General features: G+C 42.1%; 21 protein-coding genes and 1 pseudogene. 1 reads left to right on the forward strand and 21 read right to left on the reverse strand.

Features of this window, described 5'->3' with window-relative positions:
- Positions 1–12: 12 nt before the first annotated feature.
- The 17 genes and pseudogenes from I6J03_RS10215 to I6J03_RS10295 form a co-directional block, all read right to left on the reverse strand.
- The gene (locus I6J03_RS10215; RefSeq protein ID WP_003012809.1) at positions 13–405 is read right to left on the reverse strand and encodes a response regulator transcription factor; all 393 of its coding nucleotides are present in this window, start codon (positions 403–405) and stop codon (positions 13–15) included.
- Positions 406–682: 277 nt separating this feature from the next.
- The gene (locus tag I6J03_RS10220; RefSeq protein WP_003012807.1) at positions 683–976 is read right to left on the reverse strand and encodes a helix-turn-helix domain-containing protein; all 294 of its coding nucleotides are present in this window, start codon (positions 974–976) and stop codon (positions 683–685) included.
- The gene (locus tag I6J03_RS10225) at positions 957–1,268 is read right to left on the reverse strand and encodes a helix-turn-helix domain-containing protein (RefSeq protein WP_003012805.1); all 312 of its coding nucleotides are present in this window, start codon (positions 1,266–1,268) and stop codon (positions 957–959) included. The genes I6J03_RS10220 and I6J03_RS10225 overlap by 20 nt, the downstream gene beginning before the upstream one ends.
- 151 nt (positions 1,269–1,419) lie before the next feature.
- The gene (locus I6J03_RS10230; RefSeq protein WP_003012803.1) at positions 1,420–2,220 is read right to left on the reverse strand and encodes a TIGR02391 family protein; all 801 of its coding nucleotides are present in this window, start codon (positions 2,218–2,220) and stop codon (positions 1,420–1,422) included.
- Between the two features lie 25 nt (positions 2,221–2,245).
- Entirely contained in the window at positions 2,246–2,518 is a 273-nt protein-coding gene (locus I6J03_RS10235) for a hypothetical protein (RefSeq protein ID WP_003012802.1), read from the reverse strand.
- 130 nt (positions 2,519–2,648) lie between these two features.
- Positions 2,649–3,098, reverse strand: a complete 450-nt coding sequence (locus I6J03_RS10240) for a DUF3872 domain-containing protein (RefSeq protein WP_003012801.1) — start codon at positions 3,096–3,098, stop codon at positions 2,649–2,651.
- Between the two features lie 12 nt (positions 3,099–3,110).
- Positions 3,111–3,671: a conjugal transfer protein TraO gene (locus tag I6J03_RS10245; protein ID WP_003012799.1), complete on the reverse strand. Its 561-nt coding sequence runs from the start codon at positions 3,669–3,671 to the stop codon at positions 3,111–3,113.
- 20 nt (positions 3,672–3,691) lie between these two features.
- Positions 3,692–4,591, reverse strand: a complete 900-nt coding sequence (traN, locus tag I6J03_RS10250) for a conjugative transposon protein TraN (protein WP_003012796.1) — start codon at positions 4,589–4,591, stop codon at positions 3,692–3,694.
- A gap of 24 nt (positions 4,592–4,615) precedes the next feature.
- A complete protein-coding gene (gene traM, locus I6J03_RS10255) occupies positions 4,616–5,956 on the reverse strand; it encodes a conjugative transposon protein TraM (RefSeq protein ID WP_003012794.1) in 1,341 nt (446 codons plus the stop codon).
- On the reverse strand, positions 5,943–6,227 hold the full coding sequence (locus I6J03_RS10260; protein ID WP_003012792.1) for a hypothetical protein: 285 nt from the start codon (positions 6,225–6,227) through the stop codon (positions 5,943–5,945). Before I6J03_RS10260 ends, traM begins: the two co-directional genes overlap by 14 nt.
- Positions 6,228–6,245: 18 nt before the next feature.
- On the reverse strand, positions 6,246–6,674 hold the full coding sequence (locus I6J03_RS10265) for a hypothetical protein (protein WP_003012791.1): 429 nt from the start codon (positions 6,672–6,674) through the stop codon (positions 6,246–6,248).
- Between the two features lie 12 nt (positions 6,675–6,686).
- Positions 6,687–7,310 carry a conjugative transposon protein TraK gene (gene traK / locus I6J03_RS10270; RefSeq protein WP_003012789.1) on the reverse strand — a complete coding sequence of 208 codons (624 nt, stop codon included), beginning with the start codon at positions 7,308–7,310 and terminating at the stop codon, positions 6,687–6,689.
- Positions 7,311–7,329: 19 nt separating this feature from the next.
- Positions 7,330–8,325, reverse strand: coding sequence for a conjugative transposon protein TraJ (traJ, locus tag I6J03_RS10275; RefSeq protein ID WP_003012787.1), 996 nt, complete (start codon positions 8,323–8,325; stop codon positions 7,330–7,332).
- 3 nt (positions 8,326–8,328) lie between these two features.
- A complete protein-coding gene (locus I6J03_RS10280; protein ID WP_003012786.1) occupies positions 8,329–8,961 on the reverse strand; it encodes a DUF4141 domain-containing protein in 633 nt (210 codons plus the stop codon).
- 28 nt (positions 8,962–8,989) lie between these two features.
- Positions 8,990–11,493, reverse strand: a pseudogene (locus I6J03_RS10285) (TraG family conjugative transposon ATPase).
- Positions 11,490–11,819 (reverse strand): DUF4133 domain-containing protein, encoded by a 330-nt coding sequence (locus tag I6J03_RS10290; RefSeq protein ID WP_003012779.1) that lies wholly within the window; start codon positions 11,817–11,819, stop codon positions 11,490–11,492. Before I6J03_RS10290 ends, I6J03_RS10285 begins: the two are co-directional and overlap by 4 nt.
- Before the next feature lie 11 nt (positions 11,820–11,830).
- Positions 11,831–12,136 carry a DUF4134 domain-containing protein gene (locus tag I6J03_RS10295; protein WP_003012776.1) on the reverse strand — a complete coding sequence of 102 codons (306 nt, stop codon included), beginning with the start codon at positions 12,134–12,136 and terminating at the stop codon, positions 11,831–11,833.
- 182 nt (positions 12,137–12,318) lie between these two features.
- On the opposite strand from I6J03_RS10295, the gene I6J03_RS10300 reads away from it, so the two are divergent.
- Complete coding sequence (locus tag I6J03_RS10300) at positions 12,319–13,455, forward strand: DUF3800 domain-containing protein (protein ID WP_003012773.1); 1,137 nt, start codon at positions 12,319–12,321, stop codon at positions 13,453–13,455.
- Positions 13,456–13,542: 87 nt separating this feature from the next.
- Here I6J03_RS10300 and I6J03_RS10305 read toward each other — a convergent pair whose 3' ends face one another.
- The 4 genes from I6J03_RS10305 to I6J03_RS10320 form a co-directional block, all read right to left on the reverse strand.
- Positions 13,543–13,962 (reverse strand): DUF6527 family protein, encoded by a 420-nt coding sequence (locus tag I6J03_RS10305; RefSeq protein ID WP_198137150.1) that lies wholly within the window; start codon positions 13,960–13,962, stop codon positions 13,543–13,545.
- Entirely contained in the window at positions 13,946–15,127 is a 1,182-nt protein-coding gene (locus I6J03_RS10310) for a ThiF family adenylyltransferase (protein WP_003012767.1), read from the reverse strand. Before I6J03_RS10310 ends, I6J03_RS10305 begins: the two co-directional genes overlap by 17 nt.
- Positions 15,102–15,803 (reverse strand): multiubiquitin domain-containing protein, encoded by a 702-nt coding sequence (locus I6J03_RS10315; protein ID WP_003012765.1) that lies wholly within the window; start codon positions 15,801–15,803, stop codon positions 15,102–15,104. The genes I6J03_RS10310 and I6J03_RS10315 overlap by 26 nt, the downstream gene beginning before the upstream one ends.
- A 317-nt stretch (positions 15,804–16,120) precedes the next feature.
- Positions 16,121–16,366, reverse strand: coding sequence for a DUF2188 domain-containing protein (locus tag I6J03_RS10320; RefSeq protein WP_003012762.1), 246 nt, complete (start codon positions 16,364–16,366; stop codon positions 16,121–16,123).
- Positions 16,367–16,372 lie beyond the last annotated feature (6 nt).

Here is a 16,372-nt window from a genome sequence, read left to right on the forward strand (position 1 = left end):
TTAAAACTTCTATCAGCCATAGACAGCTTGGTCAATGGCTCTTTTAAAATCATCCACATCACTACCAAACAGCAGATAACTTGAAAAACCAATATCCAAAAGAGATTTCCCAACTTTCTCATCATCTATATCACTATGAGCAATCAGTTTGATCACAGGATATTCTGTTTTTAATTTGTGAAGCTGCACCAGCACATTTTGGTCGTAAAAATCCAAATCAATAATACAGATTTTGGGAAGTTTATTCAATGAAGACAATTGAGATAGTCCATCCTCAATATTTTCTGACCGACATAGGATTTTCATTTCGGATGCAGCGAGATCTTTACAGATGCTATCGGTTATCGGGCTTTTATCATTAATAAAAGACAGAGAGATTGTTTTTTGTGCAGTACCAGTTTCCATATCATACCTTTTTTGTGTTGATGTAGCCCTGCACAAAAAGAAAGCGCAGGCAACTACACTTACCGCACATTGAGGTACTGGTATACCCGACAACGAATAAGCGAGCGCCCACGCCTATAGCGTGAGCGTTCCTACTTATCTGTCCCGTTGTCTAAAAATTACCAGTTTTCAATGTGGGACTTAAAGCAAAAACACTTTAAGTATTTCTATATTTTCAACGGTAAAGATACTAAACTCGTTCCTTTTCGATAGCATGTATGGCAAAAAAAGGTTGCAATCATTTTGGTTTAGCGGAAACGTAATTTCGCTCCAGTATGGTCAGAATATCGCTTTCCTTATAAATAATCTTACCGGCTATTTGTACATACGGCAGTATGCTATCATCACGATATTGCTGTAAAGTCCGTTTGCTGATATGGAGTAGCTTGCACACTTCTTCTCCAGACAGATATATTTCCCCGTTCATTACAGGGTGGTAGTTTTTCAGTATTTCTTCGATACGGCTTCGCAACCGTTTTATCATCTTCTGTTGTGTGATGATTTCTTCGGCTTCATTCGTCAGTAAATCCATTTTCGGCAGTATTGTACGGCTGTCCGACTTCAAGCAAAGCCTGTACATCCGAGAGTTTATAGTAGTTCTTACGGTTCAATCTGGAATAAGGCAATAACCCTTTGTCCTTGTACGTCTGTAAAGTCCGCTTGGTAATGTTCATCATCAGACACACTTCCTGGTTATCGAGCCATTGTTCTTCATTAAATATAGATGTGTATTTCTGTGTGGCATTTTCGGTCAATTCCAAAAGTGCCTTCAGTTCATTTTTCATTCCATCCAATGCGGATTTTTGTATTGCGATTACTTCCATTGTTTGCTCAATTTTGCTATGGAAGTCGAATTTATAAAGACTTAATACTGCATTGGGGAATGTTGCAGAGTTTGGCTTTGAGAAGTAGTGTTTGGCGGTTTACTATCCTGTAAAAACAAAAAATCGGATAGTTACTAAGCTATCCGATTTATTATTTAAGTCCTGTTTTATAAGTGTTATCAAGTTTGTTGTGAATTATTGTTGCTATAACCAAAACTTCTGTCATTTGTGAGAGTTGGGTATCCTCCAATATCTTTGGATTGTGTGCCTTTGGATTTCTGTACATAGAAAAAAATCCTTTACAGAAGTTTCCAAAGCCTTTATGTTCACTTTCTTCGCTCGGATTAGTTAGAGTATTAAAAGCAAGCATAGGTCTTTTGTCTTTTCCCAACGCAAAACAATCATCAACTAAATCTGCTCCGTCTGAAGTATAGCCACTTTTTTGCCTAAGCCTTTCTGCGACACTTTTTGTAATTTCAAGTATAGCGTGAAAATAGTTTTCCTTTAACCATTCAGCTTCGCAGTAAGGCAAAATTTCTGAGTGAACCCCAATGCCGTGTACTTTTTCTTTGATTTTAAGTGATCTGCTTTTAGCTTCTGAAATGGTTTTAGCCCTGTCAACTTGTCGTGGTTGTCCAGTTTTATCAATTTCTATTCCTTCATAAACCAGTTTCTCATTGATAGTGGTTCTATCCTTTTCAAATTCATCTTCTGAATTGTATCTTTTTGGGTTTAATAGTCTGACAACGAACGCTAAAACATTATTTCCACACATATCTTGAACTTGTCTTTCTTTTAAAGCATAAAATAGTCTATCTGTTTTGTTTGTACCAAATTGAGATTGAGAAATGCCAGCACCAGATAAATGTTCTGTAATTTTCGTATGTGTTAGCATATTTGAAATAATATCTGATATATTTCGTAGGGTAATGTCATCAAAGGATTTTGTCATTTTATAATTCTCTCTTTTAAACTTCTTATCTTATTTTTTGTATCTCTACACTCTGCTTTTCTTTATCTTTTTTCTCACGAGAGTAAACCCACAGCGATAATAGGCCGAATATAATCAGGGCGTATGCTATCCATTTACCAACCCTTTCAATCAATTTAATGAAAACCGAACTTTCATAAGATGAAAAACCCTCTGCCCCCATAGGGCTGCGCCTGTAAAACTTTCTCCGGTTAATCCAATAACGAAGACCCAAGCCTGCAACCAAAAATATGATACCTATAACTAGTGATGCGACCATAACAAAAACACTTTATTTCCACTATTTGAATTTAAGAAAAATATTTTTTCAACCTATAAACGATTTGTACTTAACGCGGAAACGGCTTACCCATCGGATAAGCCGTTTTTAATGAATTGAAATACTGCTCTTAATCGCTGCTGTTAAACTGAAAGCTCACTTGCTTTTCATTTCCGAAGCTATCCGAAATCCAAACATCAAATGATTGCGATACGGAAGACGTTGAAGTGTAGTATAGACGAAACTGCTCCGTTGGTAGCTGGTACAGGTCATTGGGCTGATACGGCGGTTCATCGTAGTATTGCAGCGTTCCCTGCCCGTCAAACTGGAAATAGCGGAGGAAATACTGCGTGCTGCTGTAATTGCCCGTACGCTGTATGGTAATGCGTATTTCTACCGTCTGCCCGTTGGCAACGTCTTTAGGCACTGGCATTACACTGACCTCAAAAGGAAAATTGTTCTGTATTTCAAGTTCATCATCTTTGCTGCAAGATACCAGCGTAACCGAAGCTGTGAGGATTGCCAGGAATACATATAATGGCAGTAGCCCTGTTCTGAATTTATTGAATATTGCTATCATCGTTTTTACGTTTTAAAAGTTAAACCTTAAACCCACACCGGCGGATGGACGGAACTGTTCCAAATCCGTCCCCCACAGAACTTTAGTACGCCCATGCAGGACTAATACAAAACGGTCGGACAGGTACGTTTCAAAAGTGAGGCGACCGCCTGCTCCGTAGATAAAATTATCTTCGCTCAATATCTTCGCACCGTCGTACAACATCGCTTCTCCCCGGTTGATGCTTTCGTAGCCGACCACGCCTGTTACGGCGAAATTCAGCGTGATATTCTTTCGGGCATCGCCCAACAAGAAGAAACTGTAACCGCCCTCTGCGGAATAGGTTTCCTGCGGTATGCGGAGGTCTTTGTACCCGTGGTACTGGTGGGTATATTCCAACGCCCAAAGTTGGTAGTTGCCATTCTTACCGTTTACTGTCATTGCTGCGCTGATGTAGTAATCATTGCCAATCTTATCATCGGACAACACACCTGCACTTATTTCCATTCCTTTCTGCTTCGGCAGCATTCTTTGCGCCTGTGCAGCCGTGATGCCTATCAGGACAATCAACACGGTGTAGATATACTTTTTCATATTATTGCTTTATAGGGTTATTAAAATTTCAGGTGCATATCGTTAATCAAACGGGCTTTGATTAAATCGGAATTTTCGACTTGCAATGTTTGATGTCTGCCACCGTTTTTCTCAAAAATCTCAATCAGCAGCACCTTGTCATCGGCAATGGTAAACTGGTCTAACAGGAATACGTTTTGTTCGGTCGATTGTCCGGCAATGCCGTCCAATGGCTTGTAAGTTCTCAAAGGTGTTAAAGGACGTTCCTGGACTACGGTGCGTTTGGCTACCTTTTTATCCACCACTTTGAAATTGATAAAATCAATCTGAAACGGCACATTGGTACGGTTTCTCAATTCCGTATGGAAATAGTATTTGCCGTTGTGTATGTAAATGCCTTTGAGGATAAACTGGATGCCGAAGCTCTTAGCCCCGATATGCTTTACAATACGCTTATCTTTTTTGTAAATGGTTTCCAGTAGCAAGCCTGCCAGTGAGGGCGAATTGTTGCCCAATTCTTCAAAAAGCACATCGTTACCGTTGGCTTTATCCACCGCCTTTTGCATTGTGAGCAGGTCGTAGCTCAATACCTCCGGGTAGGAACTGTAATACACGTTGAAGCTGTAAAAACGCCCGTCATTCGTGATAACGGAAAAATTCGTTTCCGGCTCAAAGTCCCTAACTGATGCTTTTACACGCAACACGTTTTCTGCATCTTCAGCTTTCCCTGCAATCAGGTATTCGCTGCCCAAATCCACGTAGCGAATGGCGGTCGGGAAAATCAGGTGCGACGTTTTATCGTAGGTAACTTCCATACGGTACGGTTCTATCTTTCCCAATGCAAGCGGTGTTTTTGCTGTTGCACTGTCCTGTGCATAGGTTGTTACGGCAAAGCCGAGTATCAGGGCAAAAGCCCAAAAGGTTTTTAAATGATTTTTCATTGTTTTATTTATTTGAGTTCAACATTATTTTTTCGATACGAGGAAGACCTGATAGCCCGCTTTCAGTGTAACCTTTGGCGTTCTTACTTTCTTGGCGAAATAGCCCGAAATACCCTGTACCACGCCACGGCTTAGGTCAGCGGCTACCTGCTGTCCGGCATTCTGCGTGAGCATTACGCTTGTTCCCCCGGTCTGGCTCATATTGCCCGCCATTTCGGTAAGGGCGTTCATTTCCGGCGAATAAGGCGCGTACAAGCCCTGCTGTCCGTCCAAATCATAAATGGTAATATCAACCGGGATGATGTTGCCCTCCAGTTCTACGGAGGTAACTTTTAATTGCAGCCTGCCATTCTGAAATTTGGCATTAGCCGTTACAATCGTTCCTTTGGGGATGGTACGTTGCGGGGTTTTAGCAGGCTCTAACAAGCGTAAGCGCACACCCGTTTCGCCAACTACCGTTTGGGCTTCGTGTACACAGGCTTTGATACTGTTTTTGGGTTGTACTACCTCTTCAGTAGAACCTGCGGTATAAAACCCACGGTTTTTTGTTTGGCTCCAATCGGCTGCAAAGGCACTGTCCGACGGTTCACGGTACAGGGCTGATACAATGTTCTTTCTTGTGGGTGTAAACGATACGAATTGCTCTTTTTGGTTAGCACCCGCAGCTCCCGTAGTTGCACCGTTTGCAGGAGCAGCATTTCCGGTATTGGCATTTTGCGGCAGATACTTTGCAGCCATTTCATAGGATTTCTCCATTAATTTGAGTTGGTCGTCAACGGTGGCCACAGGTGGCACATCTTTTTCCGACAACTTCGCTTTCAGTTCGTCCACCTGCTTACGCAGTTCCATTGTTTCAGAATTGTTGTCCTGATAGAATGAACCCAATGTACTTTGCGCATTGCGATAGCTGTTCAATGCCGAATTTCCGTTTCGTCCCGAATTTCTGCCACCACCGCCAAAGCCGTCGCTTTCCTCTTCTTCAGGAAGCTGTTCATTGGTCGGCACGTCCTTGTCTTCTGTATTCCAGTAGTCGGAAAGTGTTGTAAGTGCATTACGTTTTTCCTGATCCTTGCGTTCGAGCATTTCCTGCTCATACGCCTTGCTTTTATCATCGGGCATTCCTGCTCCGGTAGCCTGCGGCACGGCATCGTTCAGCCCGATATTTTCGACTGCCTTTTTATCTTTCGACGGTTTAAATATCAGGTACATACAGCCGAGAAATACCACGCCCATCAAAAGGAATATGATTGGCTTTTTGAGCTTGTCGGCTTTGTTCTGTGTGCCGTCTTGCAGCACATCAGCGGTTTCATTCGGGTTCCCCTCTGTTACCCGAACAACCGATTTTTTGTTCTCATTTTCTTTCATAAATCTGATTTTTTAAAATTGTTGATACACTGTCTTGCAACCTTGCAGGGTTTTTACTTTTGAGGACAGGGTTTTCGATATGCTCTATGACCATACCGCTACCGGACTTTGAGGTGTCGTACATCACTTTGCAAATGACCGCTATGGTAAGCAGCAGGTAACCCACAAAGAAGTACAGCGTATATTGGTGCTGCTTGCGTAAAGGCAACGCCCGCCAACAGTCGTCCAGCTTGTCAAAGTACCTGTCCATATTTGCTCTTAATTTTTTCATAGTCTTACTATTTCTGTGTTATAGCTTGAAACGCTTAGGACTTTTACCCGCCTTTTGCTTCGGCTCACCGTTGACCAGTGCGACCGCTTCCTTTAATTGGGGTGCGGACATTACTGACAGGTTTGCCAGTTCCGATTTTTTGAGCAGTTGCCCAAAGCCGTCTTTCTTGGCTATTTCCATACGGTTCAATGAGAACTTGCCGTTCAGGTACTTTACCCACATACTGCATTCTACACGGGGCTTGTCGTCGCCCGACCATTGCAGGTAGCCTGTCAGCAACAAGTCCTGCTTAGGCAAAGTATCTGCACCTTTTTGGCAGCTTTCGAGGTAATCGCTGATGCTGTCTTTCAGCTTTCCGGCATACGCACCCTGCGTATGGAAATACCCGTTATATCCTTTGTCGGTAAGGATTTTTGCGAAAGTGCTTAAATCTGATAATGCTTCCATAAGATTGTTTTTTTAGCGTTCGATGACCTCTATATCCTTATTTTCCACGACTGCAAATTTTTCAATATTGAAGCCCTGCGGATTATTGTCGGAACGAACGGAGTTGACGAGATAGCAGGAAGTAATCAGGTTACGCCTGGTTACGTTGCTCGAACGGATGATGAATTGTTTGGCGTAGGTATGCACCGCATACGGGTAGTTGTCGAAGTTGCACACCACACTATCTACCTCTATACGCTGCTGCACGTTCCCCGAAATGATACGGCTGTAATAGCCCTTTTCTGATAAGTCCTTGTAATAATCGAAAGCACTTTTGTCGGCAAGGTTGAATGCCCTGCTCATATTGCTTTCGATAGCGTTCTTGTCGGGGGCAAGCGTAAAGAACAGTTCGTGAAATCTCCTGACGTGTTCCCTTGCCTCAACCGGGCGGTTGATGCTCGCATCCTGCGACAAGGCAAGCATCAGGGATTTTCCATTATCCAGTACATAGATTTTTTGGCGTTGTTCTTCTGCAAAGCGGTAGGAACGCCATACGGCGTAACCTACCACGCCAATGCAGAGAACCGCAAACACAATGGCATATAGTCTTATCTGCCTAAAGCTGTTTTCGATATTTCTTAGCGTTTTAAATTCCATTTTTTAGAATGATTAATGATTATTTATTCATCAGTTTACCGCCGATGTTTCCAACTGTGGAACCTGCGCCTGCTCCGGCGATGTTTCCGGCTTTCATTGCTGTGGAGTTTACATTGCGGGTAAAGTTTCCAGCGCCTCCGGCTTGGATTACCCAACCTGTTACCGTCGGGATAGTGAAGTACCCGATGATGCCGATTATCATAAAGATGATGTACACGGTATTGCTCGTATCAGGTATATAGGTGGGGTCGGCAAGCATTGCTATATCCCGTTCTAAAATGAGGGATTGTATTCTTGCCAACATTGAGCTGAACAAATCCGAAACGGGAAGCCACAGGTAAACGCTGACGTACCTCGTGAGCCATTGCGTGAGCGTGGACTGAAAGCCGTCCCATACGGAAATAGCAAAGGCTATTGGTCCGAGTATGGAGAGGACTATCAGAAAAAAAGTTCGTATGGTATCAATGACCAAAGCCGCCGCCTGAAAGAGTATTTCCAGTAGATTGCGAAACCAGTCCTTTATGGCTTTCTCTATCTTGTAGGCTTGCCTGTCCATATACATTCCCGCCATTGTTCCAATGTCGGAGGGCGACCAACCCAGTTCGTCCAGTTTCTTATCAAACTCTTCGTCTGATACCATATAGGCGGTTTCGGGGTTCCTGACCATTGCCTCATATTCCAACTGGTCTTTCTGCTGTTGCAGTTCGTTCAGGTCAAGCACCTGGTCTTCGAGTATTTGGTGGGTTCCTACCACCACCGGGCTAAGTACCGCATTGATGGTTCCCAGTACGATGGTCGGGAAGAACATAATACAAAGCCCTAAAGCGAATGGGCGCAGCAAAGGGAACATATCAATAGGTTCGGCACGGCTTAAAGCCTGCCAAACCTTTAATGCCACATAGAACAATGCTCCCAATCCCGCCAAACCCTTAGCGACTGCCGCCATATCGCCTGCAAGCGGCATCATATCATCATAAAGCGACCGCAGGAGTTCGTGAAGATTATCCCATTCCATAGTTTACCAGTATTTTTGGTTAGCAGTTCCGTAGAGTTCAAGCACTCTTTGGGCATCGTTTTTCTTTTTCGCTCTTAGGTAGCTTACAGAAATGTTTTTGTTGGTGTAGTAGCGTACAAGGCTGTGGTAATCCTTTACCTCTTTGTACACACGGTCAATCACATCCATACGTTCCTTGTCATTTAGTGATAGGTCTGTGGCGGTTATAATCTGCTTCAGCTCCTTAAGCAGTTCGGTACTTTCATTGAGCAGTGCCGAATAACCGTTGCCGATAGCGGTCAATTCCTGCGGTGTGAAATTTGGGTCGTTCATCATTTTACCGAAATTCTGCACGTACATTTCGGAAACATCGCCTACCAACAAAACCGTTTGCTGCACCTTACGGGCATCTTTCACAAGGTTATTGATGGCTTTCAGCTTGTCGTAATATTCCTTGCCCTGCTCGTACACTTTCTTCACTTCGTTGAAGTTTTTTACCACGTTGCTCACGGTGGAAGAAGTCTGTACGATTTCGTTTGCAGAGTTGATAATGCCCGAAGCCAAATTTGCGGGGTCGGTTACAACCCATTGGGCTTTTGCTGACGGTGCTACGGCGAGCATCAGTGCCGTACACACCAGATACAATACTTTTTTCATTGTTTCTGAATTTTTAAATTGTTAATGACTATTGATTTGAATTGTCCCTCCTTTGCATTGCGATATGCTTAATGGCGAGTTCTACATTGCCGTCCAGTTCGGAAGCAAGCTGCATCACTTCCATTTTTTCGGTTTCTTCGGTCGTATAGGCGAGGTATTCCTCCAAACTAACTTCGGTGGCATAGACTGCCGAGTGCGTACCACCTAAGCCAATCCAAACCTCTTTGTAAAGTCGGCTTGCATCGTTGTTCATATTGATGGAAAGTACCTGCCCTTTCTCTTTGTCCGTAAGCCCCAACATCGCCTGTATGTCATCAAACTTGTTCATATACTTGCGTTGGTCAAGCAGGATTTTACAGTCGGAGTTGTTGATGATACTTTCTTTCACTATGGGCGATTGGATGATGTCGTCAACTTCCTGCGTAACGACAATCGCTTCTCCGAAGAATTTGCGGACGGTCTTAAACAGGTACTTGATGTATTCTGCCATTCCCTCTTTGGCTATCGCTTTCCAAGCCTCTTCAATCAGGATGAGCTTGCGAATACCTTTCAGTCGGCGCATCTTGTTGATGAACACCTCCATAATGATGATGGTCACAATGGGAAAAAGGATTTTGTGGTCTTTAATCGCATCAATTTCAAACACGATAAAGCGTTTGGAAAGCAGGTCTAACTGCTTGTTGGAGTTCAGCAGGTAATCGTATTCGCCACCCTTGTAATAGGGTTCGAGTACGTTCAGAAAGTTGGCAATGTCAAAGTCTTTTTCCCTGACCTGCTTTTCTTCCAGTACCTTGCGGTAGTCGCCTTTTACATACTCATAGAAACCGTTGAATGACGGGTACACATCTGCCGTCTTGATACGCTCGATATAACCGCTTACCGCATTGGAAAGGGCAACTTCTTCAGAACGGGTTGGCGGCTCATCATCACGTTTCCAAAGCGTGAGTATCAAAGTCTTGATACTTTCCCTCTTTTCAATGTCGAACACACCATCATCGGTATAAAAAGGGTTAAAGGCAATCGGGTTATCTTCGGTGTAAGTGAAGTAAACACCGTCTTCGCCTTTGGTCTTTCCTTTGATGAGTTCGCATAAGCCCTGATAAGAGTTCCCGTATCTACCAACAGTACGTGTGCGCCCTGTTCGTAATACTGCCGTACCATATGGTTAGTGAAGAACGACTTACCCGAACCCGACGGACCAAGTATGAACTTGTTCCGGTTCGTGATGATACCCCGCTTCATAGGCAGGTCGGAAATATCCAAATGGATAGGTTTTCCTGTAAGCCTGTCAGCCATCTTGATACCGAACGGCGAGGGCGAATTGTGGTAGTTGGTTTCTTCCGTGAAGAAGCACAGCGCAGGTTCGATAAAAGTGTAAAAACTTTCCTCACTAGGAAAGTCGCCCGCATTGCCCGGCATACCAGCCCAATACGAGGTAGCCACGTCCGTTGTGTTGTGGCGTGGCTTACACTCCATCAGTGCCAATGCACTACCGCAATCGTTCTTTAGCTGCTTCAGTTCCGCAGGGTCTTCCGACCACGCCATAATGTTGAAGTGCGCACGGATAGAAGACAGCCCGAAGCTGTGGGCTTCGTTCAGGTACTTTTCTATCCACTCTTTGTTGATTTGGTTGGCACGGCTGTACCTCGCCAGCGAGTGCATATTCCGTGCGGACTTCTCAAACTTTTGCAGGTTGTCTTCGCTGTTATCCAAAAACAAATACTGGTTGTAGATGTGGTTGCAGCTTAACAACAAGCCCACAGGCGCAGCGAATGATAAACGGCAGTCGCTACGGTCGGTAGATAGCTTTTCAAAACGGGTATCTGCCGATACCGTTCCGGGCAGGTCGTCCGTATCGGAAAGCGTGTGCAGGCACAACCTTTTGTTGCCGATACGCACTTCTTCACCTCCCAATGCGATGTCCTGCATTGGAGTTCCGGCATCTCTTGACAGTGTTAGGTACTGTTCCAGCAATCCCTGGTTCCCATCCGCACCGATTATGTCCTCTTCCGTAAGGCTTTGCAACTTGATAAAACCGCTATCGTTTACGATGCGCTCAAACTGAGCAACAGCTTCCATAAAACGGTGAATGGCTTCCTTATCCCTGATTTCCTTTGGTATCAATACACCTTTGCATAGAGATGAGAAATTACTCTGCATACGCATACGCTCTTTGGTAGTTTTAGTCAGGAACAGGTAGCAATAGTGGTTAAGGAACGGTCGTTCATTGAAATGGCGTTGATAAGACTTTGCGAGAAAGCTTTGGTCTTCCTTCGCCATATCAGGTGCGTAGCTTTCTTTGATGTACCAATCCTGTTTGTGGATAACCGTAAAATCCGGCAAAGTCTTAATGGCCTTGTGCCAGGCAGAATGAATTGCTTCGTATTCTGCTGAGGCTACAGTAAACAGCTCCGGTAAACGCACTTCAAAGCAGGCGGTGATGTCCGCATCTTTGGAAAGGATGCAATTGTTTTCTACTGCCAGTAGCGGAAACTTGCTCTCCAGTGTTGTGGTCTTTGCTACATTTCTCATACGGCATTCGATTTACGGGTGAACTTTATGTAGCGGTGTACCGGCTTGCGACAGATGATGTAGCGGGGGTGCCTCTTATTGGCTGCTATCTTCATCAGCCCGTGTTCACCGTACTTGCGGTTCAGCGAAAAGGTCTGCCATACAATGAGCGAAGCACCGCCTGCTCCGAGGAACAGGCAGATGTAAGAGTTTACGCCTGCCATATACAGTATCATCACGAGGATAAGCGTACCGAGCAACCCGCCTGCGAAAATGAACAGGTATTGCGCTTTCAACCCTTTAAATTCCACTGTCCTTCCTATGCCTTTGTTGATATTGTAATTCATAAGGCAAGGGATTAAAGGAAGAATGAGCGCAGGATGGTAGCCGCAACAATCAAGAAGATACACGCACCAAACCACGAAGCTGCGGTCTTGCTCGTATCAGGGTCGCCGGAACTGAACTTGTTATACACCTTAACGCCCCCGATTAACCCAACTACCGCACCGATGGCGTAGATTAATTGCGTTGCGGGGTCGAAATAACTTGTTACCATTTGGGTAGCCTCGTTGATACCCGCCGAGCCGTTTCCCTGTGCGAACGCACCAATTCCTGACAGCATTGCCACGGCTGCCAGCAAAACTTTTTTTCTCTTTTTTTCCATAATTGAAACACATTAATTTGTTACTGTTTATCCCGCACCTTGCGAGCCTTCGGGACAAATGTCTTGTGGAAAAAGAGGCGTTATAAGAAAGTGGCAGTCAGAGGAAGTGTTTGGCGGTGAGTGGCAGTATTAGGAGGCATTTTTATAACTTAGCCACATATTTATTTTAATTAGCTAACACTATGATTGATTTTGAAATAGCCGAAATTGAGGCAGCTAATCAATTTGCCCGATTGCTAAATCCAAGGGTAGATTTTACAACACCATATACATTCTATTATGATGAAACCAATAATATCAAAACATTCTATGTAAGAGAAAATGATTTCAATTATACATTTACGGCAAACTTCGTTTTGGGAGGACTTCTACATCAAGGAGCAGTACCCGATGTACAGCCATTGATAGATAGTTTTAAATTGCAGAAAACAGCCGAGGAAGTGAAATTCAAACATATCGCATTTGGAGATTTTCTTGATTGTCTAAAATCCCAGAAATTGAATCTCTTCTTTGGCTTTCTAAAGGATAGCGATCTTTATGTCCATTATTCTAGCTTAAATATTCTTTACTGGTCAGTAGTTGATATCGTAGACTCTGCTATAATGAATTCTGACCAGGCTATGCAATTGGGGCATGGATTTGACAATCGACTAAAGAATGACCTGTACAAACTCTGTCGTCTTGAAATAGATGCCGTTATTCAGCTTTTTTATGGTTTCGAATATCCTAATGTTAAACCTGAGAATATTGGTAATTTCATAGAAGCACTGAGCAATCTTTTTGAACCATATCTTACGATACCAGAATTTCATTTTGGGTTAGAATCTTTGCGGCAGATATTGAAAGAGGCTAAAAAGAAAGGTGAGCTAGCTTTTGTTATGGATGAAAAAGATTATATTCTGCTAGCAGATCTAACACATTTTTACCTTAGACCTATTTATACTTTCAAAAATTCAACTCATATATTTGATAATGAAGATTCCATCCGAGAAGCTTTGAATGGCTACAGAATGCTAGATAAAGGAGTGGAGTTTAAAAACTATTCGTTTGTCGATTCTCAGGATAGCCAATTGACACAACTATCGGATATTTTCGTCGGTTTCATGGGTAAATATACCAATTACAGGAATACTCACAGTATGGATGAGATTAAAGCAGATCTCGACTCTTTCTCAGCGCTACAATTAGAAAACATGAAGCTATTTATTGATATTATTAATAAATCAGATCAGAAAAATCCTGCCTTTCTACACGCAATAGATAGTTATGAAGAGGTAATGAAATTTGGGGAACTATGCGAAATTATTGCAGGAAAATAACCTTAATTAGTATTAGATAAGCAAAAGATAATAAATGAATAAAGCCGAAGAATTACCTTCGGCTTTATAGAAATAAAAATCAAAGTTCTAAAATCGAAAGAATTTGGAGATTTTCTGCCAAATAGTGGATTTTTGACTTTCTTGAATAACTGGTTCTTCTTTTGGAATCTCCGGCATTTCAAAATACTCCGTCTTACGTTCTAAGTCATTTTCTCTACCTAGACGGATTTCCTTTTCTGTCCAATGACTGGCAAACTCAATCTTATTGTTCCTTATCCAATAATGAGACTGACATTCAAAATTCCAATTGCCTATAGACGGATGAAGCGTAATTGATTTGCCATTAAATGTCAACCTCCAATCTGTCGGAGATAATGGAGTCACTACTTCATTACCACAGCCACATACACATTTATGTATTGCAGTGCAGTATTCGATTGAGACGTATAAAATGCCCTCCTCAACCTTCTCAGGAATGAATTCAACGAACTTATGCTGTAACGACATCTTCATTAAAAATTTTAGATGTACTAATAGCATATGAGCTATGATGCTCATTTTCCAAATCAACATAAATTCCAGATAGCTTCTTCCATCTCAGGATAGCAAAAATTGCATTCAATGCATTTAATTCCGCAATCTGAATATTAGTAGCATATTCGTTATTATCGGAGTCTTCTGAAAAAATCCGAAGAGGTAAATGGTCATTCTTGTCACGGGTGGCAGAAGTAACTCTTACAGCACCCGTAAGCTTGTCATCAACGACATTCACACCTAAACCTACATCAGAGAACGGAATACCGATACTAGCCAAGTAATCTGTTATCATTTTCCTAGCTGCATTTTTATCAACACATACAAATACATAATCCATTTTATCTAATTCTAATAGATTCTCTTTTTTCACATAGTAGTCATGGATATAAATGTACTTGTGCATGTTAGAATACAACTTTTGATAATATGCAGCCTTTCTCGAATTTTCATTAAGGTCACTCATTGATGCAGCACCTGGCGAACGGAATGCATTGTGTTGGTCAAAGCTATCCCCATCAAAAAGATGGATTTCCTTCACCGGTGTTTTAGCAACCATATCTAAAATATATGCTCCAGTTCCTCCTAAACCAACAATTGCAATTTTCTGTCCTTCTAATTTTGCATTAATTACTTCTATGTTAGCTCGACTCGAATTGGTATCAATGTACTGGAATACTGTTTCATTAGCACTGTCTACTATCACCTTAAAAGTCTTTTCCGTTACTGAAGAATCCAGATATTTAGCCGGTGCCGAAATGATGTCTGCATACCTCTTGACCTTTTCATAGTAGTTCGGATATCCGGCAGGAGGCTTATTTGAAAAAGATCTGTTTACCGTAATCTGATGGTTCAGTACAGAATTAGAATTACTATGTTGAATGGCAGTGATAATTGTACCGTCAGAACCACAGGGATTATCCCCGATAAAATGTATAACATGATTATCCGGAGTTGCTGTCTTGTTATTATTGCTTAACGTGAGTGTACTTACTAACACTCCGTATAGTATCTGCCTGTTTTGATCGACATAGGGTATATGGTGGATAAGTAAATATCCACCACGTACCTCGATCTCATAACCTTCGTCTCTTAGACGCTTAAGGTCTGGACTATGATTTATCAGTTGCTGTGACATCGAAGATCATTTTATTTTTGACACGAACAACTGAACCTTTAACCATAGTGCCTTCTGGTTTAGGTTCCCAGCCTCTGCTATAAGTAACCGTATAACCCTTGTTTGGGTTATTATCGTATGATCCGAAAGCTAACACAACCAACTGCTCAAAAGAGATGTTTGCTTCTTTCCAAATATGTGGACGAGCATTGACAATAATTGTAAACTCAGTAGGTCTTGGTTTAGAGAAAAACTTCTCTTTACCCGGACGAGCTAAATCAACGACTTCATCATCTAATATTTGATCGTCTTGCCAACCTTCCTTGATGTCAAGGAAGATATCATCTTCAGCAGATATATTGCCCAGTTCTCTGATTTGAACACCTCTTATGTATTGCTTATACCAAGTAAAGGGTTTGTTATTAATGAAGAACTGAAGCTTTTTCTTTACGAAGAAATACTCGGTTTCAGGTCGAGCCAAGTTAACTTGTTTCTCATTTTCAATAAGCTCATCCTGATATGGTTTGCTAATTGACAAAAACAACTCGGTATCTAAAGGTATCCCAGCTAGTTGTTTTAATTCTGCCCCTGTTTTGTACTGATCAAATGTTTCATACTCTTTGCCTTCTATTACAAAAGTTAGAGGTACTTTTGAATTTTGGGAATGCGATTCCCCTTGATGATTATTTGAATTCATCTTGAATTTTAATTTGATATTAATTAATATTTAATTGCTTATTGCCTATCATTTCGACAATAAATAGAGCGTACCCTACGATAGTTTAATTCTGATGCAATTGAAATTTTATTCTATTAATACCAAGCCCAACTACCTGAATTGTACGGGTAGAAGGTTTAAAATCACGAAAAGCTTGTTTATTTCAAATAAAGGAGGTAGTTTTGAAGTGCGAAAACAATACCACCAAGAGCCTTGCAAGGGCTTTTGTTTCCTTTAAAGGAATTTGAAGCCAGGTGATTTAAGCCTGGTTTTTTATTTTCTTAATCTTTTTTTCATTAGAACTTAGTGTCTTTAATTGACTTTGGATCATTTCCTGGCTTTACAGTGTCGCTATCTCGTATAGGTCCACCATTTGGTCGGTGTATCCTAACTTCTCCGCCACCATTATTTGATGAAAACTGTTTTGCAAGTTGTTCCGCTTGCTTTTGAGTGCTAACAATGGCCGAAGCCTTTTTGCCACCCTCTTTTTGGACATTCCAACCTTCTTGTCCTTTCTTCTGTGTTACATGATAATTTGCCATAATAAT

It is taken from the genome of Sphingobacterium spiritivorum, from assembly GCF_016724845.1.
Classification (GTDB): domain Bacteria; phylum Bacteroidota; class Bacteroidia; order Sphingobacteriales; family Sphingobacteriaceae; genus Sphingobacterium; species Sphingobacterium spiritivorum_A.